The organism is Streptomyces sp. NPDC059917 (genome assembly GCF_042730635.1).
In the GTDB taxonomy this organism is placed as follows: domain Bacteria; phylum Actinomycetota; class Actinomycetes; order Streptomycetales; family Streptomycetaceae; genus Streptomyces.
This window is the reverse complement of record NZ_JBHWLC010000018.1, coordinates 21,472-44,072: the sequence shown is the minus strand read 5'-3', so window position 1 is coordinate 44,072 and position 22,601 is coordinate 21,472. Positions and strand designations below refer to the sequence as shown.

Sequence of the window (22,601 nt, the reverse complement as noted above, 5' to 3'; positions counted from 1 at the left end):
CCGGTAGGCCGGTGGCCCGTGAGCCGGTAGCTGCTGGCCGGTGGGCCGGGGCCCTGGTCGGTGGGCCGGAGCCCGGGGCCCGGGGTCCGGGCCCGTAACCCGGACGATCAGGCGAACTCGGCCAGCCGCGCCGCGATCTCGGCCGGGTCGGGCAGCGCGGCGATCTCGGCGGCGATCTTGCCGGCCGCCTCGCGGTAGCCGGGGTCGCCCAGGATCTTGCGCGCGTGCTCGGTGACCGCGTCGGCGGACAGTTCGAAGAGCACCTCGCCCGCACCCGCGTCCCGCACGGCCTTGCCGTTGGCGGGGCCGTCGGCGCCCTGCGGCACGATCAGCTGGGGCAGGCCCGCTTCGAGGGTGGCCAGGGTGGTCCCGCTGCCGCCGTGCTGGACGACGAGCGCGGCGTGCGCCAGCACCGCGGACTGCGGCAGCCAGGGAGCGACGATCACGTGCTCCGGCAGCTCGCCGAGGTCGGCGATCTGCACCCGGAAGCCCGCTGCGACCAGGACCGGCACGCCCAGCGGGGCGAGGCCGTCGATCACGGTGCGCAGGTTCTCGGCGGAGCCGAGCGCGGTGCCCAGGGTGAGGTAGACGAAGGGCTCGCCCGACTCGGCGAGGCCCGCGGGCAGTTCGCCCGGCTCGACGAAGGCGACGGGCCGCTGCTCGATGCGCGCCTGGCCCGACTCGACGAAGGCCCGGTCCTGGAGGGACGGCGGGCAGATGTCGATGTAGGGGTTGCCGAGGGTGAGCGCCTGCCCGGCGGGCACGGTGACGCCCAGGTCGGCGGCGGTGGCGAGGATCTCCTGCTGGAGCCGCTCGGCCTCGTGGTCCTGCGCGAGCAGGCCGACGCCGTGCGCGAGGGCCGGTACGCCCGCCAGCCGGGCGGCGAAGCCGGCGCCCGGGTTGAGCACCTCGTGCACGACCAGGTCGAACTGCCGGCTCTCGAAGACCGGCGCGAGGTCGGCGGCGACCCAGCGCGGCAGGACCGAGCCGAACACCTTGATGTGCAGGTTCGCGAGGACCTCCGGCGGCACGTCCTGGGCACCGACCTCGCCGCCGTGGGCCTCGAGGAAGGCTCGACCGCCCGCTGCTTCGATGAATGCCTCGGGCACGGACCGGCCTGCCGTCACCGGCTCGAAACCAGCCTCGCTGAGGGTCTGGTGGAACTGCTCACCCGTTGCGAACGCGACCTCGTGGCCGGCGGCTCGCGCCGCCCTCGCCAAGGGAAGCAAGGGAAATATGTGCCCGAAGTTGCCCACGCTGGCAAAGAGGATTCTCATGAGGCCCAACCCTAGGGGCGCCGACCACGATTGTCTAGTGTTGCTAGGAATTCTAGCGACGAAAGAATCGAGGTGAACGGAATGGCTCCCCAGGACCTGGCACGCCTTCAGTTCGGCCTCACCGTCGGGACGCACTACCTCCTCGTCACCCTCACCCTCGGGCTGGTCGCCCTCGTCGCCGTCACGCACACCCGCTGGGTGCGCACCGGCGACCCCGCGCTGCGCCGGATGACCACCTACTGGGGCACCCTCTACGTCATCAACTACGCCGTCGGCATCGCCACCGGCCTGGCCATGGAGTTCCAGCTCAGCGCCAACTGGACCGGTCTGGAATCCACGGCGGCCAGCGTCTTCGGGGCGCCCCTCGCCGTGGAGACGGTGGTGTCGTTCTTCGCCGAGTCGACCTTCCTGGCCCTGTGGATCTTCGGCTTCGACCGGCTGCCCAAGTACGTCCACCTGGCGTGCGTCTGGGTGGTGGCCGCGGCGGCGTACACCTCGGCGGTGTGGGCCCTGCTGGCCAACGGCTTCATGCAGAACCCGGTCGCCTACACGATGCGCGACGGGCACCTGGAACTGACGGGCTTCGGGGCGCTGTTCTCCAACGCCAACGCATGGATCGCCATCTTCCACATCACCGGCGGCGCGCTCGCGGTCGGCGGCTTCTTCATGCTCGGCATCAGCCTCCTGCTGCACCGGCGCGGCCGCGCGGACCGCTCCTTCGTACGGCACTCCCTGAAGACGGGGGCGCACGCCGGGACCTGGGGCGCCTCCCTGGTCGTCCTCAGCGGGATGGTCCAGCTCGGCAACACGAAGAAGGACCAGCCGCTCAAGGGAGCGGTGCTGGACGGCAACCAGGCGGAAGTGACGCGCCAGCTCCAGGAGTTGGCGAAGAAGTTCGGCCCGCTGGAGGGACCGCCGGCGGGGCCCGTACTGGGCGCCCTCACCCTGATGATGATGATCGGCGGCGTGCTGCTGATCCTGGGCATCTGGGCCCTCGCATCCCTGCGCGAACCGAGCCCGCAGCACCACCCGGGCCCGGGCCAGTACGGCCAATGGCAGGCCCAGGCGCAGTACCAGGCCCAGGCGCAGGCGCAGTACCAGGCGCAGGGGCAGTACCAGGCCCAGGGGCAGTACCAGACCCAGGCCGAGGCGCAGTACCAGGGCCGCCGGGTCCACCCGGGCCAATGGCCCCCGGGCCAGGGCCCGAACGGCCCGACGGGCCAGTACGCCCGGCCGGGCCAGTACGACCCCCGGTACGGCCGACCGGCCCCGAACGGCCAGTACCCCCCGTACGCCCAGCCCGGCCCGAATCCCCCCTACGGCCCGAAGCCCCCCTACGGCCAGTACCCCGCGCCCGGTCGGCCCGGCCGGGGCCCCGGCGGCCGGAGCGGCGACGTCATGCGGTCCGCCCTGCTGGCGCGGCTGCTGCCCTTCGCGATGGCGCTGCCCTTCGTCGCGAACCTCTGCGGTTGGATCGTCCGCGAGGTCGGCCGCCAGCCGTTCGTCATCACCGGCATCCTGACCACCCGCCAGGCCATGACCCCCGGCCTCGGTGCGGGGCGGCTGACCGCCTCGCTGCTGGTCCTCGTCGTCCTCGTGGTCGCCCTGCTCGGCCTCGACTGGTGGCTGCTGGCCCGGGCCGCGATGCGCGGCCCCGGCGAGAGCGGTCTCGGCCGGGCCGCGGAGGACACCGCCGCCACCGCCACCGCCGGGGCGGCGGACTCCCTCGGCAGCGGCCTCGCCGCCGCGGTCCACGACCCGCGCGTGGATCCCCGTACGCTCCCCCGCTCGCCGCAGTCGGGCCCGTACGCCGCCGGGCCCCCCGGGTCCACCACCGCCCCCGCGGCCCCCCGGGAAGGAGCGCACCCGTCATGACCTACCCGACCCTCGCCCTCGTGGCGTTCATCGTCCTGTTCACCGGCTACCTCGTGCTCGCCGGGATCGACTACGGCGTCGGGCTCGCCCTCCCCCGCATCGGCTCCGACGCCCCCGGGCGGCGGGCCGTGCTCGGGGCGGTCGGCCCGCTGCTGCTCGGCAACGAGGCCTGGCTGCTGGTCTCCATCGGCGCCCTCGCCGGCACCCTGCCCGGGCTGCGCGGCGCGCTCGTCGACGGCGCCTACCCCTACGCGTTGATCGCCTTCGCCGGGGCGCTGGCCCTGAACGCGGGCATCCAGCTGCGCGGCCGGCACCCCGGCGAACGGGTCCGGCGCGCCTTCGACCTGCTGATCTGCGCGGCCGGAGCGGCCGCCGCCTTCGGCTGGGGCTGCTTCCTCGCCGTCACGGCCGCCGGGGTCTCCCTCGGCAGCGACGGTCACGTGCGGGGCGTGGCCGCCCCGAACCTCTTCACCCTGCTCGGCGGCGTGACGATGGTCGCGCTCCTGGCCACGCACGGCAGCGCCTTCGTGGCGGCCCGGCTGACGGGCGACCCGGCCCGACGGGCCGCGGCGCTCACCACCATCGGCGCGACGCTCTCGGCGGCGCTGCTCGGGGTCACCGCCCTGACGGGCTTCGTCGGCGGAACCTTCGACGGCGACGTGCTGCGCCACCCGGTCCTGGCGACGCTGGCCGTCGTCATCGGCGTGGGGGCGCTGCTCCTGACCCGCTCCCTGGCCGGGAGCGGCCGGGCCCGGCTCGCCCCCTGGGCGACCACGGCCGCCGTGATCGCGGCGGCGGGGGCGGTCTTCGCGGGCAAGTACCCGGCCCTGCTGACCTCCACCGTCGCGGGCGTGCCCGCGCCGACGGCGGCCCAACTGGCCACGGACCAAACCGCGTTGGCGGCGGTGATCTGGACCTCCGGGCCGGTGCTGCTCATCGTGATCGCGGCGCAGGTCTACATGTGGCTGGTCCTGTGGGCACCGGCGCGGACCGCCGCACCGGCGCCCGGGGCGACGGCGGGGAGCACGGCGCTCGACACCCCCGCCTTCTCCTGAGCCACCCGCCTTCCCGAGAGTCAGGACAGCGACCGATGGACCTCGCCCTGGTACGGAGTTCGCCCCTGCTCCGGCGGTTCCTCGTGCACCGCGCCCTCGGCGCGGTGGCGGAAGCCGTCCTGACGCTCCTGCAGTGCGTCCTCCTGGCCTCGGTGCTCGCGGCCGCCGTCGAGCGGGGGCCGGGAGCCGCGCTGCACGCCGTTCCGGTCCCGCTGCTGGCGGCCGTGATCGCCGGACGGGCCGCGCACGCCTGGTGGGACCGGGCCTCGGCGGGCGCGGCGGCCGCCCGGTACAAGGAGGAGCTGCGGGCGCGGCTCACCGGGGCGGTCACCGCGGCGGCCGTACGCGGCCGGGGCCCGCGACCCGCCTCGGTGGTCGCCCTGCTCGGCCGGGGCATGGACGCGCTCGACGACCACCTCACCGGATCGATCGCCCTGCTCCCGCAGGCGGTGGTGCTGCCGCTCGCCGTCACCGGCACCATCTGGGCGGCGGACTGGGTCTCGGGGCTGGTCGTGCTCGTCACGCTGCCGCTGGTGCCGCTGCTGCTGGCGCTGGTCGGCATGCACACCAAGGCCCGGACCGAAGCGCAGTGGGCGGTGCTGCTGCGCCTGGGCGGGTACTTCCTCCAGGCCCTGAACGGCCTCGCCACCCTGCGGGTCTTCGGGCAGGAGGACCGGGCCGCCGAGAGCGTGCGCGCACGGGCCGCCGAACACCGGCGGGCGACGGTGCGGACCCTGCGCGTGGCCTTCCTCTCCACCTTCGTCATGGACACCCTGACCAGCCTGTCGGTGGCGCTGATCGCCGTACCGGTGGGCTTCCGGCTGCTGGACGGCGCGATGCCGCTGTCGACGGGGCTGGCCGTGCTGCTGCTGACCCCGGAGGCGTACCGGCCGCTGCGGCTGCTGGCCGCGCGCTTCCACGCGGCGCAGGAGGGACGTACGGTCCTGGCGCAGGTCCGCGCCGTCCTCGACGGGGACGCGGCGGGGCCCGTGCTCGTACGCGAACGGCCGTCCCTGGTACGGCCATTGCCCGATCCGGCCCGGTTCCCCCTGGTACTGGACCGGCTCGCCGTCGGGCACGGGCACGGGCCCGACGCGCCCGCGCTGACCGGGCTGTCCTGGCGGTTCGAGGCCGGGCGCAGCTGCGCGGTGACCGGGCCGAGCGGGGTCGGCAAGACCACCCTGCTGCGGACGGTCGCCGGGTTGCTGCCGCCGCTCGCCGGGGACCTGCGGGTGGGCGGCGTATCGGTGGTCGCGCGCACCCCGCAGGACCGGGCGGCGTGGACGGACCGGATCGCGATGGTGCCGCAGCAGCCGCACCTGTTCGCCCTGTCGGTCGCGGACAACGTGCGGCTGGGGCGGGCGGAGGCGGACGACGGCGAGGTGTGGGACGCGCTGGAGGCCGCGGGCGCGGCCGACTTCGTGCACCGCCTGCCGGACGGGGCGGCCACCCGCGTCGGCGAGGGCGGCGCCGGCCTGTCCGGCGGTGAGCGGCAGCGGATCGCGCTGGCCCGCGCGCTGCTGCGGCGCCCCTCGCTCCTGCTGCTGGACGAGCCGACGGCCCGCCTCGACGGCGGCACGGAGGAGCACGTGCTCCGGGCCCTGGCCGCCGTGGCCGGCCGGGCCACCCTCCTGGTCGCCACCCACCGCCCGGCGGTGGTCGAACACACGGACACCGTCCTCCGCCTGGACGCGTTCCGCCCCGCACCGGCCCCCGTATCCGCCGGGCCGCCGACGCCGACCGCCGCTCCGGAGGGGACCAGCCCATGACCCCGCCCCCGGCACCCACCCCGGATCCGCCCCCGGCCCCGCTGCCCCGCCGTCGGACCCGGGACACAGCCCCGACCAGGCCCACCGCGCCCATGCCCACCGGACCCATGCCCCGCGCGGCCCGCACCCTCGCCATTGCTCCCGCTCCCGCTCCCGAGGGGGTCCGCCCATGACCCCGCCCGCCGGGCCCACGCCCCGCGCAGCCCGCGCCCGCGCCCTCGCCCCCGCTCCCGCTCCCGCTCCCGAGGGGCTCCGCCCATGACCCCGCCCGCCGGACCCCCGCCCCGCGCGGCACGCGCCCTCGCCCTCGCTCCCGAGGAGATCCGCCCATGACCCCGACCGCGGCGCCCGCCCCGGATCCGGCCCCCGGCCGGGTCCCCGACCTCGCTCCGGCCCTTGGCCCGACCCCGGACCAGGACCCGACCCCGGACGCGACCCCTGCCTCCGCCGGGAACCCGGCCCCGGCCCCGGCCCCCGTCGGGCGCCTGGTGGGCGCCTCGGTCGCCGCCGCCCTCGGGGAGGCCTGTGCGATCGCCCTGACCGCGAGCGCGGCCTGGTTGATCTGCCGGGCCTCCCAACAGCCGCCGCTCGGCGCCCTGATGGTCGCGGTGGTCGCGGTGCGTGCCTTCGCCCTGGGGCGGGGAGCGCTGCGCTACGCCGAGCGGCTGTGGGGCCACGACGCGACCCTGCGGATCATGGAGCGGCTGCGGGGGCGGCTGCTGACGCTGCTGGCGCCGCACGCGCCGTACGGGCTACGGGCGTTCAGCCGCGGTGAGCTGCTGAACCGGCTCGTCGCCGACGCGGACGCGGTGCAGGACGCGCTGCTGCGGGTGGCCCTGCCGCTGCTGACCGCGCTGCTCGTGGGCGGCGGGGTCACGGTGTGGAGCGTTCTGGTGCTGCCCGCCGCCGGGTGGGCACTGGCGGCGGGGCTGCTGCTCGCCTGCGTGGCGCTGCCGCTGCTGGCGGTGCTGACCGGGCGGCGCACGGCGGCCCGGCTGTCGGCGGCCCGGGCCGAACTGGCCGCGCGCACCGTGGACGTGGTCGAGGGCGCGGAGGACCTCGCCCTGTGCGGGGCGACGGAGCGGGTGGCGCGGGGCGAGCGGGACGCCTCGCGCGCCGTGGCCCGCCGCGAGCGGGCCGCCGCCCGCACCGCGGCCGCACTGGCCGCCGCGGCGGTCCTGGTCCAGCTCGGCACCACGGCGGCCGTGGCCGTCCTGGCGGTGCGCGGCGCCGCCCCGGTGACCGCCGCGGTCCTGACCCTGACCGCCCTGGCCACCCTCGACCTCGCCGCCCCCGTCCGCACCGCCGCCGACCACCTGACCCGCCTGACCACCTCCCTGCACCGCCTGCGCGCCCTGTACGCACTCCCGGCGACGGCGACGGCGACGGCGACGACGGTGAGCCATCCCCTCCCCCAGGGCCCCCTCGCGCTGGAGTTCACCGACGTCGGCGTCACCCACCCCGGCAGCGCGCGCCCCGCCGTGACCGGGATCGGGCTGCTGCTCGCGCCGGGCCGACGGATCGCGCTCGTCGGGCCCAGCGGTTCCGGGAAGAGCACGCTCGCCGGGCTGGCCCTGGGGCTGCTGGAGCCCACCGCGGGCCGGGTCGCGCTGGGCGGCGTACCGCTCGCGGAGCTCGCACCGGGCACGCTGCGGCCGCGGCTGGCCGCCGGGCTGACCCAGTACCACCACGTCTTCGCCGGCACCGTGCGCGACCACCTGCTGCTGGCCCGCCCCGGCGCGGACGAGGACCGGCTGTGGGCGGCCCTGACCCGGGCCGGGGCCGCGGCCTGGGTGCGCGGGCTGCCCGGCGGGCTCGACGCCGAGGTGAGCGAGGACGCGGCGGCGTTCTCGGGCGGTGAGCGCCGACGCCTCGGCCTCGCGGCCGCGCTGCTCGCCGACCCGGCCGTCCTGGTCCTGGACGAGCCCACCGAGTCCCTCGCCCCGCGCGAGGCGGACGCCGTGCTCGCCGCGCTCCTCGCGCCGCGCCCCGACCGCGCGGTGCTGCTGATCAGCCACCGGACGATCGGGCTGGACGCGGTGGACGAGATCCTCGTCCTGGACGGGGGCCGCGTCGTCCAGCGCGGCACGCACGCCGAACTCCTCTCCGCACCGGGCCACTACCGGGAGCGGTACCGCACGGAACGGGCCGCCGAGGACCACCGCCGCGCCCGGCGGCCCGCACCGGCGGCGGCGGCCGGGTGAGCGCCCGCCGCTCGCTCCGCTCCAGCCCCCGTGCGCCCCACCTCGAGGCCCTCTCCAGCCACAGCCGATCGCGCTCCCCCATCGTCGTGGTGCGACCGGCTGCCCCTGGGCGCGCGGGACAAGGCGAAGGAGTCCACCGATGACCATCACCCAGGCAATGCCCCCGGGCGTCGTCACGAGCCTGGGGCGGCGGTTCACCCTGTCGGCCCAGGCCCTCGACAGCTCGGTGACCCCCAACCCGGTCTTCCGCGACTGGTTCGCCGAGCAGCGGCGCACCAACCGCTACGACGTGCGGCGCATCCCGTTCGCCGAGCTCGTCGGCTGGCACTTCGAGGACGGCAGCGGGAACCTCGTCCACGACAGCGGTCGCTTCTTCTCCGTCGAGGGCCTGCGGGTGCGCACCGAGTGGGGCGGCCACGGCGCGTCCTGGTCGCAGCCGATCATCAACCAGCCGGAAGTCGGCATCCTCGGCATCGTCGTCAAGGAGTTCAACGGCGTCCTGCACTGCCTGATGCAGGCCAAGATGGAGCCGGGCAACCTCGACACGGTGCAGTTGTCCCCCACCGTGCAGGCGACCCGCAGCAACTACACCGGCGTGCACAAGGGCGCGCCCGTGCACTACATCGACTACTTCAAGCCCCCGCGGGTCGGCTCCCGGGTGCTGTTCGACTCCCTCCAGTCCGAGCAGGGCTCCTGGTTCCTGCGCAAGCGGAACCGGAACATGGTGGTGGAGGCGCTGGGCGAGGTACCCGAGCACGAGGACTTCGTCTGGCTGACCCTCGGCCAGATACACCAGCTGCTCTACGAGAACAACGTGATCAACATGGACGCCCGCACCGTCCTGTCGCTGATCCCCACCTTCGCGGACGAGGGCCCCTCGCTGCACACGACGGAGCACGTCCTGTCCTGGCTCACCGAGGTCAAGGCGACCCGCGAACTGGTGCAGAGCAGCCTGCCGTTGGCCGGCGTACAGGGCTGGGAGCGCACCGACCACGAGATCCGGCACTCCGACGGCCACCACTTCAGCGTGATCGCGGCCTCCGTGTCCGCCGCCAACCGCGAGGTCCAGCGCTGGACCCAGCCGCTGCTCGCCCCCGCCGAGCAGGGCCTCGCCGCCTTCGTCGTCCGCCGGATCGGCGGCGTCCCGCACCTGCTGGCCCAGGCCCGTTCCGAGGCCGGTGTCCTGGACGTCGCCGAGCTGGGCCCGACCGTGCAGTGCCAGCCGGGCCGGGCGCTGGCCCTGCCCCCCGAGCGGCAGCCGCGCTACCTGGACATGGTGCTGTCGGCGCCGAAGTCCCGGATGCTGTACGACACCGTGCAGTCCGAGGAGGGCGGGCGCTTCCACCACGCGGGCAACCGCTACGCGCTGGTGGAGGTCGGCGACGAGTTCCCCGTGGACGTACCGGAGGACTTCGTGTGGGTGACGGCGGGCCAGCTGGCCGGCCTCCTCAAGCACGGCAACTACCTGAACATCGAGGCCCGCACGCTCCTGACCAGCCTGCGGGCGGCCTGGGCGCTGGGCGGAGCGTACGCCCTGTGAGCGCGCCGAACGCCCTGCGCATCGGCGTCCTGGGCTGCGCCGACATCGCGGACCGCCGCATGCTGCCCTCGATGCTGCGCCAGCCGCTCGTGGAGATCACCGCGATCGCCAGCCGCACGATCGAGAAGGCCCGCTACTTCACGGACCGCTTCGGCGGCGCGCCGTTGGCCGGGTACGAGAAGGTCCTCGACCGCTCGGACGTGGACGCGGTGTACATCCCGCTGCCGCCCGAGATGCACGTCGAATGGACGCTGCGGGCGCTGGCGGCGGGCAAGCACGTGCTGTGCGAGAAGCCCTTCGCGACCTCCCTCCCGGACGCCGAGAAGGCGGTCGCGGCGGCCCGCGAGCGCGGCCTCCTCCTGATGGAGTCGTTCATGTTCCTGCACCACTCGCAGCACGCGCGGGTGCGGGAGCTGGTGGCGGACGGCGTGATCGGCGAGGTCCAGCTCTTCACCTCGGAGTTCGGCATCCCGCTGCGTCCGGGCGGGGTGCGCGCGAGCACCCTGCCGGAGGTGGCGGCGTACCCGGTCCGCGCGGCCCAGCTGTTCCTGGGCCCGGACCTGCGGGTGGCCGGCGCGCAGGTCCGCCCGGACAGCGCGTACGGTCCCCAGCCCGCCGGCAGCGCCCTGCTGACCTCCCCCTCCGGCGCGGCCGCCCACCTGGCGTACGGCGTCGAGCACTCCTACCTCAGCGGCTACGGCCTCTGGGGCAGCGAGGGCCGCCTGCGCCTGGAGCGCGCCTTCAGCACCCCGGACGACTTCACCCCGCTGCTGCGCGTGGAGCGCGCCACCGGCACCGAGGAGATCCCCCTGGCCCCGGACCACCACTTCACGAACATCGCGGGCACCTTCGCGAAGGCCGTCCTCCACACCGAGGACTTCACCCCGCACACGGAGTCGATCCTCACCCACGCCCGCCTGATGGAGGCGATCGCGACGACGGCGACCACCGCCTGAGCCCGTTCTACACGTGCGGCTCCGAGGCCGTCCGGCCCGTCCCCAGGAATTCCGCCGCCCCGCGCAGCGGCAGGTGCGCCCAGGTCCGGTTCCCGCCGCCGGGCTCGCGGGACTGCCCGAAGCCCCAGGCCCCGCCGCACGCGCGCACCACTGCGGCCATGACCCGCAGCGCCGCCCGCCGCCGGGCCTCGCAGTGGGCGGCGAGCCGGGGGTGGGCGTGCGGCACGTGGCCGTCGTAGGCGGTCAGGCGGAGCGAGTCCTCGCGATGGCGGAGGGACAGGTACACGCTCCGGCCCGGATCCAACTGCCATGCGGTAGCCACGAGTTCACCGGCGACCTGGACGACGGCCGGTGCCAGCGGATCGAGCCGGTACGCGTGCAGCGCGGACCGTACGGCCGACCGCGCGATCTGGGCACCGAGCGGCTCCCCGGGCACGGTGAAGCCACAGGCGAGCGTGGACAGCGCGGGCGGCTCGCCCCCGACGCTCGCGGGCGGCGACGGGGGGCAGGAGGTGAAGGGGTGGCTGGACATCGCGGGACTCCCTGAGGTCGACGGTGACTGACTACGGCGAGTTCGGCGCGCACGAATGGCTGACGCGACCGGGGAGCGTGGCCCGTCGCCGAGGCCCGAGGCATGCTGCGGCGATGCACTTCATCTCCCGCTGCGTGAGCGGTGCGTTACCCAACGTAGCGATTCCGGTGGGCTTTTCGCCACCTGGATGCGGGAATTGACCCACTTCGTGGATCGCGGGGACGCGCGCACGGCAGACTGCACCCATGCCGCCACGCACCGCACCGACAGAACGGCAGAAGCGACTGGGCGCCGAGCTCCGCCGCATAAGGCTGGCAGCGGGCGTGTCCGCCGAATCCGCCGCGGGCCTGCTCGGGGTCGACCGCACGAAGGTCTCCGCCATCGAACAAGGCGTCCGGACCATCAGCGAGGACCGGCTGCGTTCCCTCGCCTGCCACTGCGACTGCGCGGACGAGGCCTACGTCGACGCCCTGGTCGCCATGGCCCAGCCCCGCCAGCGCGGTTGGTGGGAGCGCTACCGCGGCGCGCTGTCCGCCGCAGTACTGGACATCGCCGAGCTGGAGTCCCACGCCACGCGCATGCGGTGCGCGCACTCGGTGCACGTCCCGGGCCTGCTGCAGACGAGTGACCACGCACTCGCCCTCTTCCGGTTCGTCGTACCGCCCCTGCCCGAGAAGGAGATCGCCCTCCGACTGGCCCACAGGCTGGAGCGCCAGCAGGTACTGGAGGGCGAATCGGCACCCGCGTACGTGGCGGTCGTACACGAAGCGGCGCTGCGCATGCAGTTCGGCGGCCGCAAGGTGGCCCGCGCGCAGCTGGAACACCTCGCCGAGGCCTCCGAGCGCGACAACATCGTCGTACGAGTCCTGCCCTTCGAGGCCGGCGGCTTCCCCGGCGCCGGTCAGACGGTCAACTACCTGGAGGGCCCCGTCCCCCGGCTGGACACCGTGCAGGTCGACAGCACGCACGGCCCCGACTTCCTGCACACCGAGGCCCAACTCTCGAAGTACCGTGCCCAATTGGACTGGACGGAACGTCTCAGCCTGACACCGGAAGCATCCCGGGACTTCATCCACCAACTGGCCCGTCAACTCTGAGAGGCACCGATGGCCGACATCGCATGGGAAGAAGCGTTCTGCGGCGAAGGAGCGAGCTGCTACCGGATCGGGGTGGACGGGGACGGCAACAGCTACATCGCCGTCGCCGGGGCGGAGGCCGCGTACGTCACCGACACGGCGGACGCCCTGCGCCAGCTGATCCGGGACATCAAGGCGGGCAAGGCCGACCACCTGCTCGCCGACTGAGCCCGGCGGTCTGTCAAGCCCCGAATTCCCGGGGCGTGACGCCGCGCGCCCGGCCGGGCTCAAATCGAGGCATGGGATCCCGCAACCGAAAGCATTGCTCGCCGGAGGTGAACGACCATGACTCGCACATCCCGAAAACAGCGCTTCGCCGTACTCACGGCCGCTACGGCCCTGGCCGCCGCGGGGGCACTGTTGCCCTCCACCGCCTTCGCCGCGCCGACCGCGGCGCACACCGACAGCACGACGGCGATGGCCCCCAGCCACAACGATCACGGCTACTGCTACGACTGGTACTGGAACTGGGACTGGGGTTGGTACTACTGCTACGGCCAGAACCACCACCGCCACCACCACAACCACCACCACAACCGCTGAGGCGGCCGAGCACCCCCTCCACGGTCCGGTCCGGGCGGCACCCCCGCCCGGACCGGCTCCATGCGGACCTAGTCCGTGGGGATCGCCGCCTCGATGTGGGCGAGTTGGGCGGCGAGGATCTCTTCGAACGCGGCGCGGCGGTCCGCTCCGAGGGGGCGGACGTCGCGGGCGAAGTGGGCCAGGGCGGGGAAGCGTTCCGGGTCGGCGCCGAGCACCGCGACGCGGAACAGCTCCATGCCCTGTTCGTACTCTTCCTCGGTGATGGTGCTGACCCCGGCCTCGGAGGCGATCAACGAGGCGATGAGGACCGCGAGCCGGTGGTAGCGCGCCGGAATCTCCTCGTCGGGCAGCCCCGACGCGCGCAGCGCCTGCAGCACCTCTTCCATGACCAGCCGGGAACCGGCGCCGCCTGACGCATAGCGTCCCCAGACCGCGGCGAGCTGGGGCTGCTGCCCGAACGCCTCCCTCAGGCGCAGGGCCAGCGCGGTGATGCGCTGCTTCCAGTCGCCCTCGGCGCGGTAGCCGTCCATGGACGCCAGGAGGATCCGATCGGCGACCGCGCGCAGCAGTTCCGTCTTGCTGCGGAAGTGCCGGTAGAGGCTGGAGGAATCGGTCCCGAGGGACGCGGCGAGCTTGCGCACGCTGAACGACTCCGCGTCGCTCGTGCGCAGCAACTCCGCCGCCTCGTCCAGGATCTCCTCGGTCGACCAACGCCTTCGACCTGCCATTTCGCCCCTCTCGTCGGACCCAGTCTAACCTATGCACTTGGTGTTGCACGCGGTGCGTGCATAATGAGGACATGAGTGCCGGGGAACACGAAGGGACGCATGACGTGAAGAACCCACTGGATTCCGCGTTACTGGACGCCGCCATCGAGAACGTGCACCGCGCCGGGATGCCGGGCCTGTTCGCCGAGGTGCGGGACGGCGAACAGGTCTGGCGCGGCGCCGCCGGGGTCGCCGACGTCGCCACCGGCCGCCCCGTCACCGCCGACATGCGGCACCGAGTCGGCAGCATCACCAAGACCTTCACCGCCGCGGCGGTCCTGCGGCAGGTCGAGAGCGGTCGGATCGGCCTCGACGCACCGATCGGCCGGTACCTGCCGAAGCTGGTTCCCGGAGCGCGCGGTGCGGCGATCACGGTCCGGATGCTGATCAACCACACCAGCGGCCTCGCCGAGTTCCTCCCCTACGCCTACCCCTCCCTCAAGGGGATGCCCGTCGTCGCGGACACCCGGCCCCAGAGCCTGGACGACCACCGGTTCACCCGGTTCGACCCCGTCGAACTGATAGCGATGGGGGTCGCCGCACCCGCCGTCGGCGTCCCGGGCGGCGCTCCGGGGGTGTACTCCAACACCAACTACCTGCTCCTCGCCCAACTCCTGGAAGAGGTGACGGGCACTGCGGCCGAGCGGTGCATCACCCGCGACGTCATCGAGCGCGCCGGGCTCCGGGACACCGAACTCCCCGCCGGACCGCACGTCGACGGACCGCACTCGCGGCTCTACGAGGCGTGGTTCGGGATGATCGACCCGCCGCGCGACTACAGCGTCTACGACATGTCGTACGCGGGGCCGGCGGCCTCCCTGATATCGACCGTCGCGGACCTCAACCGCTTCTACCGCCTGCTCCTGGCCGGAGAGATCGTCAGCCCGTCGTCGCTGGAGCAGATGCGACGCACCGGCCCGGTCATCTCCCAGGAGGGGAAGACGATGGACTACGGCCTCGGCCTGTACCCGATGGAGAGCCCCGGCCGGAGCACCTTCTGGGGCCACGGCGGCTCGGTCTGGGGCGGTGGAGCACTGTCCATGATCCGCGCCGACGGCGCACGGCAGATGTCCGTCGCGGTGAACCTGCAGAGGTGGAACCGGCTCGACCCCTCCGGCAAGCCGCAGCCCCATCCCATCGACGACGCGCTGGCTACCTTCCACCGCGTGGCGATGTACGGCTGACCGGGACGCCGGGACCCGCACCGCCCCTGCCGCGCGGCATCGGGCGTCGAGCGCCAGGCATCGGGCGTCGTCCGAAAACCCGTTGCCCCCGGTCCGCCCGCTTGGTGGGATGCAGGCTTCGACGGGGTGGGGGGACGGCTTGGCGGTGTTCGGTTGTGCGGGCTGCGGTGCGGTCCTGACGGCGGCGGTTTCGGAGGTGGCGTTGCCGATCCACCTGGCCGACGCCCACTGGGAGCGGCTGCACCCGCCGCTGCTGGAGGCCGGGTCCTACGCCGTCGACCCCGCACCGTACGGGCCGCCCTGGCGGCAGTGGGACGAGGTCGGCGCGCACGAGGCGGCGGAACGGGGGCGCTTCGCGCCGTCCGGAGCGCTCTCCGACGGGCCGTCGGGCACCGTCCTCCTCGCGCCCGGCGACATGCACGGCACCCGCCTGATCCTCGAGCGGGCCGGGGGCTACTGCATGGGCATCGACGGCAGCGACGGGCCCAACCTCGCCTGCCTGGGCTGCGATCTGCCGGTCGCGACGAGGATGGACGACTGCGGGTGCTGGCAGGTCGTCCGGCTCGACCCCCGGGCGGTCGTGCGGCTGCCCGGCCCGCCGGAGCGGCCGATCACGGGCTGGGCGGAACTACTGGCCACCGGCACGCTGTGGCACCGGCTCGGCGAGTACCGGGACATCCCGGCGGGCGTGGCCCTCGCCCAGGTGGTGGTGGCCGCCGGGGGCGCGCCCGTCGAGGTGGCGCCCGGGCCGGTCGCGGAGCTCCTCGGCCGGGCACTCGACGCGCTGCAGCCCACGGGGGACGCCCGGGACGGCGCGAAGCGGCTGGACCTGGCGGGACCGGGGTACGGCGAGCCGCGGGCCGACCTGGTGTTGGTGCCGGTCCATCCGCAGACCGGCGAGATGTGGCAGCCGCGTGCCGGGGCGGTGCCGGTGCCCATGGATGCCGCGCTCTGGGCCGAACTCGCCTTCCCGCCGCACCGGACCCGGCTGCCGGCGGTCGGCGGGCTGCCGGCGGGCGTCGAGCGGGACGACCCGTTGCCGCCGCACCCGCAGTGCCCGTTCCGGCCGGCCCGGGACGCGTTCCGGTACACGCTCGCGCGGATGCCCGCCGTCGGGGAACCGTGGCTGCGGGCGATCTACGACCGGGGATGGTGACCCCGGCGGCGCGGAGGGCTACTCCCCCTGGAGCGCGTAGAAGTCCGCGCCCAGTTGGTGGAACATGCCCGCCACGTCCAGCTGGTCCCAGTGCTCGGCCAGCAGGCCGTTCTCCACGCGCCAGATGTCGATCGACTGGAAGTTCAGGCTGCGGCCCGTGGCCGGTATGCCGAAGAAGGGGCCCTGGTGGGTGCCCGAGTACTCGAAGCGGCCGGCCACCCGGTCGCCGTCGACGATCAGGTCGTGGGCGACGACCTTGACGTCGGGGAAGGCGTCGAAGATGGACTGGAAGAAGGCCGTGTTGGCCTCGATGCCGTCCGCGACGATCGGGTTGTGGTCGATGTGGTCGACGGCGGTGTGCTCGGCCATCGTGCTCACGTCATGGCTGTTGATCATGTCCACGAAGCGCTGGACGAGGTCCCGGTGGTTCTCCGACATGGGTGTGTGCCTGCCTCTCGTGACGGCTCGCGTCGCCGATCGTCGTCGCTGCACACCCGACCATCCGCATGCGCGGTGGAGCCCCGCTGGAGCGGGGGCGAGGCCGCGACCCGGCTCGAGGCGGATCCCCACCCCGGCTCGAGCGGCCGCTCCTAGCCTCTGGTGCCATGAAGGCTCTCGTACTCTCCGGCGGGGCCGGAACCCGCCTGCGCCCCCTCACCCACACATCCGCCAAGCAGCTCGTGCCCGTGGCGAACAAGCCGGTGCTCTTCTACGGCCTGGAAGCGATCGCGGACGCAGGCATCACCGAGGTCGGGATCGTCGTCGGGGACACCGCCGACGAGATCCGCGAAGCCGTCGGCGACGGCTCGAAGTTCGGCATCGAGGTCACCTACATCCCGCAGACCGCGCCGCTGGGCCTCGCCCACGCCGTCGTGATCGCCCGGGAGTTCCTGGCCGACGAGGACTTCGTCATGTACCTCGGCGACAACTTCATCGTCGGCGGCATCTCCGACCTCGTCGACTCCTTCCGCGCGGACCGTCCCACCGCGCAGATCCTGCTCACCCAGGTCTCCGACCCGAAGTCCTTCGGCGTCGCCGAGCTCGGCCCCGACGGCCGGGTGGTGGGCCTGGAGGAGAAGCCCGAGGTCCCCAAGAGCGACCTCGCGCTCGTCGGCGTCTACCTCTTCACGCCCGCCGTGCACGACGCCGTGCGCGCCATCAAGCCCTCCTGGCGCGGCGAGCTGGAGATCACCCACGCCCTCCAGTGGCTGATCGACGCGGACCTCGACGTCCGGTCCACGACGATCTCCGGCTACTGGAAGGACACCGGGAACGTCAACGACATGCTGGAGGTCAACCGCTCCGTCCTGGAACGCGCCGAGCCCCGCATCGAAGGCCTGGTCGACGCCGCGAGTGAGATCATCGGCCGGGTGCAGATCGACGAGGGCGCCCAGGTCAGCGACTCGCGCATCGTCGGCCCCGCCGTGATCGGCGCGGGCAGCGTGATCGCCGGCTCGTACATCGGGCCGTTCACCTCGATCTCCCGGGACTGCACGATCACCGACAGCGAGATCGAGTTCTCCATCATCCTGGACGGCTCCTCGGTCCGCGGCGCCAGCCGCGTCGAGGCCTCGATCATCGGACGCAACGTCGAGGTGACCCCCGCCCCCCGCGTCCCCGCGGCCCACCGTCTCATCCTCGGCGACCACAGCAAGGTGCAGATCTCCTCATGACCACTGACGCCACACGCATCCTCGTCACCGGCGGGGCGGGGTTCATCGGTTCGCACTACGTCCGTACGCTGCTCGGGCCCGCCGGCCCCGGGGACGTGGCGATCACCGTGCTCGACAAGCTCACCTACGCGGGCAATCCCGCGAACCTCGACCCGGTGCGCGACCACCGCGGGTTCCGGTTCGTCCAGGGGGACATCTGCGACGTCGCGCTCGTCGCCGAGTTGGTGGCCGGGCACGACCAGGTGGTGCACTTCGCCGCCGAGTCGCACGTGGACCGCTCGATCCTGGGCGCGGCCGAGTTCATCACCACCAACGTGCTCGGTACGCAGACGCTGCTGGACGCCGCGCTGCGCCGTCCCGGTGGCCCGGTGCCGTTCCTGCACGTGTCCACGGACGAGGTGTACGGGTCGGTGGCCGAGGGGTCCTGGCCGGAGAGCGATCCACTGCGGCCGAACTCGCCGTACGCCGCCTCCAAGGCGTCCTCGGACCTGGTGGCGCTGTCGTACCACCGCACGCACGGCCTGGACGTGCGGGTGACCCGCTGCTCGAACAACTACGGGCACCACCACTTCCCCGAGAAGGTCATCCCGCTGTTCGTCACCAACCTCCTCGACGGGCTGCGCGTACCGCTCTACGGCGAGGGCCTCAACGTCCGCGACTGGTTGCACATCGACGACCACGTCCAGGGCCTGGAGCTGGTGCGCACGGGCGGCCGCGCGGGCGAGGTGTACAACATCGGCGGCGGCACCGAGCTGAGCAACAAGGAGCTGACCACCCTGCTCCTGGACCTGGCGGGCGCGGGCTGGGACCGGGTCGAGCACGTCGCCGACCGGCTCGGCCACGACCTGCGCTACTCGGTGGACTGCACGAAGATCTCCACCGAGCTGGGCTACCGGCCCCGCAAGGAGTTCGAGGAGGGCCTCGCCGAGACCTTCGTCTGGTACCGGGACAACCGCGCCTGGTGGGAGCCGCTCAAGCAGAAGGCCGCCCTGTGAACCACTGGCTGGTCACGGGCGCGGACGGGCTGCTGGGCCGGGACCTGCGGACGGCGCTGGAGGCGGCCGGGCAACCGGCCGTGTGCCTGGGCCGCGGGGAGCTCGACGTGCGCGACCGGCGGGCGGTGCGCGCGGCGATCGCCGCGCACCGGCCGGTGGTGGTGGTCAACGCGGCGGCCTACACGGACGTGGACGCCGCCGAGACGCACCAGGCGCAGGCCCAGCACGTCAACGGCGCGGCGCCGCTGCACCTGGCGAGCGCGTGCGGGGAGTTCGGCGCGCTGCTGCTGCACCTGTCCACGGACTACGTCTTCTCCGGCGAGGCGCGGGTGCCGTACCCGGAGGACGCGCCGCCGGCGCCGCGCACCGCGTACGGGCGCAGCAAGCTGGAGGGCGAGCGGGCGGTGCTGCGGCTCCTGCCGTGGACCGGGTACGTCGTGCGGACGGCCTGGCTGTTCGGGGAGGGCGGGGACAACTTCGTCACGGCGATGATCGGGCTGGAGCGGGAGCGGGAGTTCGTCGAGGTCGTCGAGGACCAGCGGGGTCAGCCCACCTGGAGCCTGGACGTCGCCGACCGGCTCGTCTCGCTCGGCCGGGCGGCCCGGCTCGGCGCGGCCCCGGGCATCTACCACGCCACCAGCGGTGGCGACTGCACCCGGCTGGAGCTGGCGCGCGAGGTGTTCCGGCTGCTGGGCGCGGATCCCGGACGGGTCCGGCCCCTCGTCGGCCCCGCCGCGGGGGCGCGGCGCCCGGCGTACGGCGTGCTGGAGCGCGGCCGTTGGGAGGCGGCCGGCATCGAGGTGATCCGGGACTGGCGCGAGGCACTGGCGGCGGCGATGCCGGCGCTGATGGCGCGGGCCGGTGCGCGGGTGCTGGCCACCACGTAGTGCCGGTACGAAGGCCAGGTCGTGAGCGGCGGGGGGGGGAGGGTTCCCCGACCGCCGCTCAGTGCGCGATGGCGAGGCCGAAGGGGACGAAGCCGTGCCGGGTGACGAAGGGGCCCAGCATCAGGACGGTCCATTCGAGGGCGCGCGCGGTGTAGAGGCCGCCGAGGTCGAGGATCCACTCCCGCGGCCAGCCCAGGTCCATCAGCAGCGCCGTCAGCTCTTCCTTGGCCCGCGGGTCGTCGCCGCTGAGGAAGGCCGTGGCGGGGGCGGGCAGGATCCGCGGTGCGGTCATCACGCGGTGGTCCATGGTGTTGAGGGCCTTGACGACCCGGGTCCGCGGCAGGACCCGCTGGATCTCCTCCGCGAGGCTGCTGTGCGGGTGGACGGGTGCGACGGGGAAGCCCTCGGCGCTGCGTTCGGCGGCGTTGGACACGTCGACCAGGACCCGCCCGCGCAGGGCGGGTTCGAGGCCGCCGAGCAGGGCGACGGACACTTCGCCGGGGGTGGTGTTGAAGACGATCCCGGCGTTCTCGGCGGCCTCGGCGTGGCCGGTGCACCGGATGCCCGCCGCGCGGGCGGGGTCGTCGCCGGGGCGGGCGCGGTCGGGCCGGGTGGTGCCGATCAGCACCCGGTGGCCGGCGGCGGCCAGCCCGGTGGCCAGGCTGGTCCCGACGGCCCCGGAGCCGAGGACGGCGATGTCCGTCACGAACGGTGGCCCGGCCCGTAGGAGGCGAGGGCGTGCTCGTACGTGGGCAGCAGCCCCAGCGCCACGGCCTCGGCCAGGGTCGGGGCCACGGCGTCCTTCTCGGACCTGACGAGCGGTTCGGAGGTGTTCCAGGGGATGCCCAGGGCCGGGTCGAGGGCCTGGATGTCGACCATGGTGCCCGGTACGTACTCCTCGGAGCAGAGGTAGTTCATGCAGGTGTCGTCGGTGAGCGCGAGGAAGGCGTGCCCGAGGCCGTCGGCGAGGTAGACGCCGATGCCCGAGTCCGCCTCCTGCACGGTGGTGTCGAACATGCCGAAGGTCGGCGAGCCGACGCGCAGGTCGACGACCACGTCGAGGGCGGCGCCGCGCACGCAGGTGACGAGCTTCGCCTGGCCGGGGGGCAGGGTGGTGCCGTGGATGCCGCGCAGGGTGTTGCGGGACGAGATCGAGAAGTTGACCTGCTTGACGGTGAAGGGCTGGCCGTTCAGTTCCGTGAGTTCGCCGATGCGCCAGGCCTCGAAGAAGCGGCCGCGGTTGTCGGTCAGCTGCGACGGCGTGATCCGGAAGGCGTCCCGGACCTTCATCTCCTCAATTGCCATGCTTCCTCGGTTCGTTGTCGAAGTCGTGAACAGCGGGCTGTCCGATCGTCGGGGCACCGGCTCCGGCCGCGCTCGAACCCGGCCGGAGCGGTCGGACACGGCCGACGGCCCCCGCGCACAGGACGCGGGGGCCGTCGGTGGGAAGCGTGCGGTCGGTCAACGCACCGACGCGGGGGCCTTCTTGTCCGCCGGCGCCTTGGCCGCGGGGGCCTTGGCCGTGGGCGGTGCCACGGTGGCGGAACCCTGCGCCGCCGGGGCGGCGAGCTCGGGCTGGACGCCCTTGCCCTTGCCGGGGGCGATCAGCATGGACAGGGTGGCGAGGGCGACCCCGATGGCGCCGACCCACATGGCCGGGACCAGCCCGTCCACGAAGTTCTGCGGGGAGGCGTAGCCGCCGTTGGCGCTGAAGATCGAGGCCAGCAGTGCGACGCCGAGCGCCGCGCCGACCTCGCGGGTGGCGGCGGTGACGCCGGAGGCGATGCCCTGCTCCTCCTCCTTGACGGAGCCCATCGTCAGGTTCATCAGCGGTGCGTAGAAGAGGGCCATGCCCGCGCCGCAGATCATGAGGGAGGGCAGCTGGGCGACGTAGGAGACGTTCGGTTCGAGGATGAAGGCCCAATAGACCATGCCGCCGGTCATCATCGCGAGGCCGAGGGTGACGACGGGCTTGCCGCCGATCTTGTCGGAGACCATGCCGCCGATGGGGGCGACGACCATCGGCATCGCGGTCCACGCGAGCAGCCGGACGCCGGCCTCCATGGCGCTGTAGCCCTGGATGCTCTGGAGGAACTGGGTCATCAGGAAGATGGCGCCGAACATGCCGACCGACATCAGGGTGCCGGCCAGGTTGATCGCGGTGAACGCCCGGATCTTGAAGAGGCGCATGGGGACCATCGGGTGCTCGGTCTTGTTCTCCCAGACCACGAAGACGGCCATCACGACCACGCCGCCGATGAGGGAGCCGAGGACGACGGGCGAGGTCCAGCCGTCGCCGTGGCCCTTGATCAGGCCGAGGACGATGCCGAAGAGGCCGATGCTGGCGAGGATGGTGCCGACGGCGTCGAGCCGCGAGTTCGCGACCTTGCTCTCCTTGAGCTTGCGCCAGGAGATCGGGGCCAGGGCCAGGCCGATCGGGACGTTCAGCCAGAAGATCCACTGCCAGGACAGGTGCTCGACGATCGCACCGCCGACGAGCGGGCCGGCCGCGATCGACAGGCCGTTGACGGCGCCCCAGATGCCGAGCGCCGTACCGCGCTTCTCGGCGGGGACGGCGGCGGTCAGCAGGGTGACCGACAGCGGCATGATGATGGCCGCGCCGGCGCCCTGGACGGCGCGGAAGGCGATGAGTTCGTTGATGCCGGGCGCGAGCGCCGCGGCGGCCGAGGCGCCCGTGAAGAGCAGCAGGCCGAGGACGAACATCCGGCGACGGCCGAAGCGGTCACCGAGCGCGGCACCGAACATCATCAGGACCGCGAAGGACAGGGTGTAGGCGTTGACCGTCCATTCGAGATCCGTGAGGCTGCCGCCGAGTTTCTCGCGGATGGTGGGCAGCGCCGTGATGATCACGAGGTTGTCCAGCCCTGCCATGAAGGAGGCGAGGCTCGTGGTGAGGATGGCCCAGAAGACCACCCCCTTTGCTCCACCGGCCGAGGCTGGGGGGTTGACGGTGCTCATCCGAGCATCCTTTCTGGAGGCAATGTCAGTAGGAGATGCTCATAACTCATCCGTGACACAGGCCGTTTCGGCG

At 73.6% G+C, this 22,601-nt stretch carries 21 protein-coding genes; 14 read left to right on the top strand and 7 right to left on the bottom strand.

All coding sequences use genetic code 11. From position 1 onward, the window contains the following. Positions 1-107: 107 nt before the first annotated feature. On the bottom strand, positions 108-1,277 hold the full coding sequence (locus tag ACFWAR_RS13295; RefSeq protein WP_385776329.1) for a glycosyltransferase: 1,170 nt from the start codon (positions 1,275-1,277) through the stop codon (positions 108-110). Between the two features lie 81 nt (positions 1,278-1,358). Between ACFWAR_RS13295 and ACFWAR_RS13290 the strand changes: the two genes are divergently transcribed. From ACFWAR_RS13290 to ACFWAR_RS13265, 6 genes are all read left to right on the top strand, one after another. Next, complete coding sequence (locus tag ACFWAR_RS13290; RefSeq protein ID WP_385776327.1) at positions 1,359-3,152, top strand: cytochrome ubiquinol oxidase subunit I; 1,794 nt, start codon at positions 1,359-1,361, stop codon at positions 3,150-3,152. Then, positions 3,149-4,207 carry a cytochrome d ubiquinol oxidase subunit II gene (locus ACFWAR_RS13285; protein ID WP_385776325.1) on the top strand — a complete coding sequence of 353 codons (1,059 nt, stop codon included), beginning with the start codon at positions 3,149-3,151 and terminating at the stop codon, positions 4,205-4,207. The genes ACFWAR_RS13290 and ACFWAR_RS13285 overlap by 4 nt, the downstream gene beginning before the upstream one ends. Positions 4,208-4,242: 35 nt before the next feature. Beyond that, a complete protein-coding gene (gene cydD, locus ACFWAR_RS13280) occupies positions 4,243-5,976 on the top strand; it encodes a thiol reductant ABC exporter subunit CydD (protein ID WP_385776323.1) in 1,734 nt (577 codons plus the stop codon). 329 nt (positions 5,977-6,305) lie between these two features. After that, a complete protein-coding gene (gene cydC, locus ACFWAR_RS13275; protein WP_385776321.1) occupies positions 6,306-8,180 on the top strand; it encodes a thiol reductant ABC exporter subunit CydC in 1,875 nt (624 codons plus the stop codon). A 139-nt stretch (positions 8,181-8,319) separates the two neighbouring features. After that, positions 8,320-9,720, top strand: coding sequence for an NDP-hexose 2,3-dehydratase family protein (locus tag ACFWAR_RS13270; RefSeq protein ID WP_385776319.1), 1,401 nt, complete (start codon positions 8,320-8,322; stop codon positions 9,718-9,720). Then, a complete protein-coding gene (locus ACFWAR_RS13265; protein ID WP_385776317.1) occupies positions 9,717-10,676 on the top strand; it encodes a Gfo/Idh/MocA family protein in 960 nt (319 codons plus the stop codon). The genes ACFWAR_RS13270 and ACFWAR_RS13265 overlap by 4 nt, the downstream gene beginning before the upstream one ends. A gap of 7 nt (positions 10,677-10,683) precedes the next feature. Here the strand turns inward: ACFWAR_RS13265 and ACFWAR_RS13260 are convergent, their stop codons facing one another. Then, positions 10,684-11,208 (bottom strand): ATP-binding protein, encoded by a 525-nt coding sequence (locus tag ACFWAR_RS13260; RefSeq protein WP_385776315.1) that lies wholly within the window; start codon positions 11,206-11,208, stop codon positions 10,684-10,686. A 245-nt stretch (positions 11,209-11,453) separates the two neighbouring features. Between ACFWAR_RS13260 and ACFWAR_RS13255 the strand changes: the two genes are divergently transcribed. From ACFWAR_RS13255 to ACFWAR_RS13245, 3 genes are all read left to right on the top strand, one after another. After that, positions 11,454-12,305: a helix-turn-helix domain-containing protein gene (locus ACFWAR_RS13255; RefSeq protein ID WP_385776313.1), complete on the top strand. Its 852-nt coding sequence runs from the start codon at positions 11,454-11,456 to the stop codon at positions 12,303-12,305. Between the two features lie 9 nt (positions 12,306-12,314). Next, positions 12,315-12,512: a hypothetical protein gene (locus ACFWAR_RS13250; protein ID WP_385776311.1), complete on the top strand. Its 198-nt coding sequence runs from the start codon at positions 12,315-12,317 to the stop codon at positions 12,510-12,512. A gap of 117 nt (positions 12,513-12,629) precedes the next feature. Further along, on the top strand, positions 12,630-12,887 hold the full coding sequence (locus ACFWAR_RS13245) for a hypothetical protein (RefSeq protein ID WP_385776309.1): 258 nt from the start codon (positions 12,630-12,632) through the stop codon (positions 12,885-12,887). Between the two features lie 68 nt (positions 12,888-12,955). Here ACFWAR_RS13245 and ACFWAR_RS13240 read toward each other — a convergent pair whose 3' ends face one another. Further along, complete coding sequence (locus ACFWAR_RS13240; protein ID WP_385776307.1) at positions 12,956-13,615, bottom strand: TetR/AcrR family transcriptional regulator; 660 nt, start codon at positions 13,613-13,615, stop codon at positions 12,956-12,958. Positions 13,616-13,686: 71 nt separating this feature from the next. Here ACFWAR_RS13240 and ACFWAR_RS13235 point away from each other — a divergent pair, with 71 nt between their 5' ends. Together ACFWAR_RS13235 and ACFWAR_RS13230 are read left to right on the top strand one after the other, a co-directional pair. Continuing rightward, positions 13,687-14,838, top strand: a complete 1,152-nt coding sequence (locus ACFWAR_RS13235) for a serine hydrolase domain-containing protein (RefSeq protein WP_385776305.1) — start codon at positions 13,687-13,689, stop codon at positions 14,836-14,838. A gap of 196 nt (positions 14,839-15,034) precedes the next feature. Continuing rightward, positions 15,035-15,994, top strand: a complete 960-nt coding sequence (locus ACFWAR_RS13230; protein WP_385776303.1) for a hypothetical protein — start codon at positions 15,035-15,037, stop codon at positions 15,992-15,994. An 18-nt stretch (positions 15,995-16,012) separates the two neighbouring features. On the opposite strand, the gene ACFWAR_RS13225 is transcribed toward ACFWAR_RS13230, so the two are convergent. After that, on the bottom strand, positions 16,013-16,432 hold the full coding sequence (locus ACFWAR_RS13225) for an ester cyclase (RefSeq protein WP_385776301.1): 420 nt from the start codon (positions 16,430-16,432) through the stop codon (positions 16,013-16,015). Positions 16,433-16,599: 167 nt separating this feature from the next. On the opposite strand from ACFWAR_RS13225, the gene ACFWAR_RS13220 reads away from it, so the two are divergent. Genes ACFWAR_RS13220 through rfbD form a run of 3 tightly spaced genes read left to right on the top strand, consistent with a single transcriptional unit; the run spans position 16,600 to position 19,549 of the window. Then, the gene (locus ACFWAR_RS13220) at positions 16,600-17,667 is read left to right on the top strand and encodes a glucose-1-phosphate thymidylyltransferase (protein WP_385776299.1); all 1,068 of its coding nucleotides are present in this window, start codon (positions 16,600-16,602) and stop codon (positions 17,665-17,667) included. Then, complete coding sequence (gene rfbB / locus ACFWAR_RS13215; RefSeq protein ID WP_385776297.1) at positions 17,664-18,662, top strand: dTDP-glucose 4,6-dehydratase; 999 nt, start codon at positions 17,664-17,666, stop codon at positions 18,660-18,662. The genes ACFWAR_RS13220 and rfbB overlap by 4 nt, the downstream gene beginning before the upstream one ends. Further along, a complete protein-coding gene (rfbD, locus tag ACFWAR_RS13210; protein WP_385776295.1) occupies positions 18,659-19,549 on the top strand; it encodes a dTDP-4-dehydrorhamnose reductase in 891 nt (296 codons plus the stop codon). The genes rfbB and rfbD overlap by 4 nt, the downstream gene beginning before the upstream one ends. Positions 19,550-19,607: 58 nt before the next feature. On the opposite strand, the gene ACFWAR_RS13205 is transcribed toward rfbD, so the two are convergent. The 3 genes from ACFWAR_RS13205 to ACFWAR_RS13195 form a co-directional block, all read right to left on the bottom strand. Continuing rightward, positions 19,608-20,255, bottom strand: a complete 648-nt coding sequence (locus tag ACFWAR_RS13205; RefSeq protein ID WP_385776293.1) for an NADPH-dependent F420 reductase — start codon at positions 20,253-20,255, stop codon at positions 19,608-19,610. After that, complete coding sequence (locus ACFWAR_RS13200; protein WP_385776292.1) at positions 20,252-20,854, bottom strand: dTDP-4-dehydrorhamnose 3,5-epimerase family protein; 603 nt, start codon at positions 20,852-20,854, stop codon at positions 20,252-20,254. Before ACFWAR_RS13200 ends, ACFWAR_RS13205 begins: the two co-directional genes overlap by 4 nt. Before the next feature lie 156 nt (positions 20,855-21,010). Continuing rightward, positions 21,011-22,528, bottom strand: coding sequence for a DHA2 family efflux MFS transporter permease subunit (locus ACFWAR_RS13195; protein ID WP_385776290.1), 1,518 nt, complete (start codon positions 22,526-22,528; stop codon positions 21,011-21,013). Between the last annotated feature and the right edge of the window lie 73 nt (positions 22,529-22,601).

Excerpts from the sequence above, each read along its gene's own strand:
- ACFWAR_RS13250 (WP_385776311.1), top strand. The coding sequence starts at position 12,315 with ATGGCCGACATCGCATGGGAAGAAGCGTTCTGCGGCGAAGGAGCGAGC.
- ACFWAR_RS13255 (WP_385776313.1), top strand. The coding sequence starts at position 11,454 with ATGCCGCCACGCACCGCACCGACAGAACGGCAGAAGCGACTGGGCGCC.
- ACFWAR_RS13225 (WP_385776301.1), bottom strand. The coding sequence starts at position 16,432 with ATGTCGGAGAACCACCGGGACCTCGTCCAGCGCTTCGTGGACATGATC.
- ACFWAR_RS13295 (WP_385776329.1), bottom strand. The coding sequence starts at position 1,277 with ATGAGAATCCTCTTTGCCAGCGTGGGCAACTTCGGGCACATATTTCCC.
- ACFWAR_RS13290 (WP_385776327.1), top strand. The coding sequence starts at position 1,359 with ATGGCTCCCCAGGACCTGGCACGCCTTCAGTTCGGCCTCACCGTCGGG.
- ACFWAR_RS13200 (WP_385776292.1), bottom strand. The coding sequence starts at position 20,854 with ATGGCAATTGAGGAGATGAAGGTCCGGGACGCCTTCCGGATCACGCCG.
- ACFWAR_RS13260 (WP_385776315.1), bottom strand. The coding sequence starts at position 11,208 with ATGTCCAGCCACCCCTTCACCTCCTGCCCCCCGTCGCCGCCCGCGAGC.
- cydC (WP_385776321.1), top strand. The coding sequence starts at position 6,306 with ATGACCCCGACCGCGGCGCCCGCCCCGGATCCGGCCCCCGGCCGGGTC.
- ACFWAR_RS13220 (WP_385776299.1), top strand. The coding sequence starts at position 16,600 with ATGAAGGCTCTCGTACTCTCCGGCGGGGCCGGAACCCGCCTGCGCCCC.
- ACFWAR_RS13235 (WP_385776305.1), top strand. The coding sequence starts at position 13,687 with ATGAGTGCCGGGGAACACGAAGGGACGCATGACGTGAAGAACCCACTG.
- ACFWAR_RS13270 (WP_385776319.1), top strand. The coding sequence starts at position 8,320 with ATGACCATCACCCAGGCAATGCCCCCGGGCGTCGTCACGAGCCTGGGG.
- ACFWAR_RS13240 (WP_385776307.1), bottom strand. The coding sequence starts at position 13,615 with ATGGCAGGTCGAAGGCGTTGGTCGACCGAGGAGATCCTGGACGAGGCG.
- ACFWAR_RS13285 (WP_385776325.1), top strand. The coding sequence starts at position 3,149 with ATGACCTACCCGACCCTCGCCCTCGTGGCGTTCATCGTCCTGTTCACC.
- ACFWAR_RS13195 (WP_385776290.1), bottom strand. The coding sequence starts at position 22,528 with ATGAGCACCGTCAACCCCCCAGCCTCGGCCGGTGGAGCAAAGGGGGTG.
- rfbB (WP_385776297.1), top strand. The coding sequence starts at position 17,664 with ATGACCACTGACGCCACACGCATCCTCGTCACCGGCGGGGCGGGGTTC.
- ACFWAR_RS13245 (WP_385776309.1), top strand. The coding sequence starts at position 12,630 with ATGACTCGCACATCCCGAAAACAGCGCTTCGCCGTACTCACGGCCGCT.
- cydD (WP_385776323.1), top strand. The coding sequence starts at position 4,243 with ATGGACCTCGCCCTGGTACGGAGTTCGCCCCTGCTCCGGCGGTTCCTC.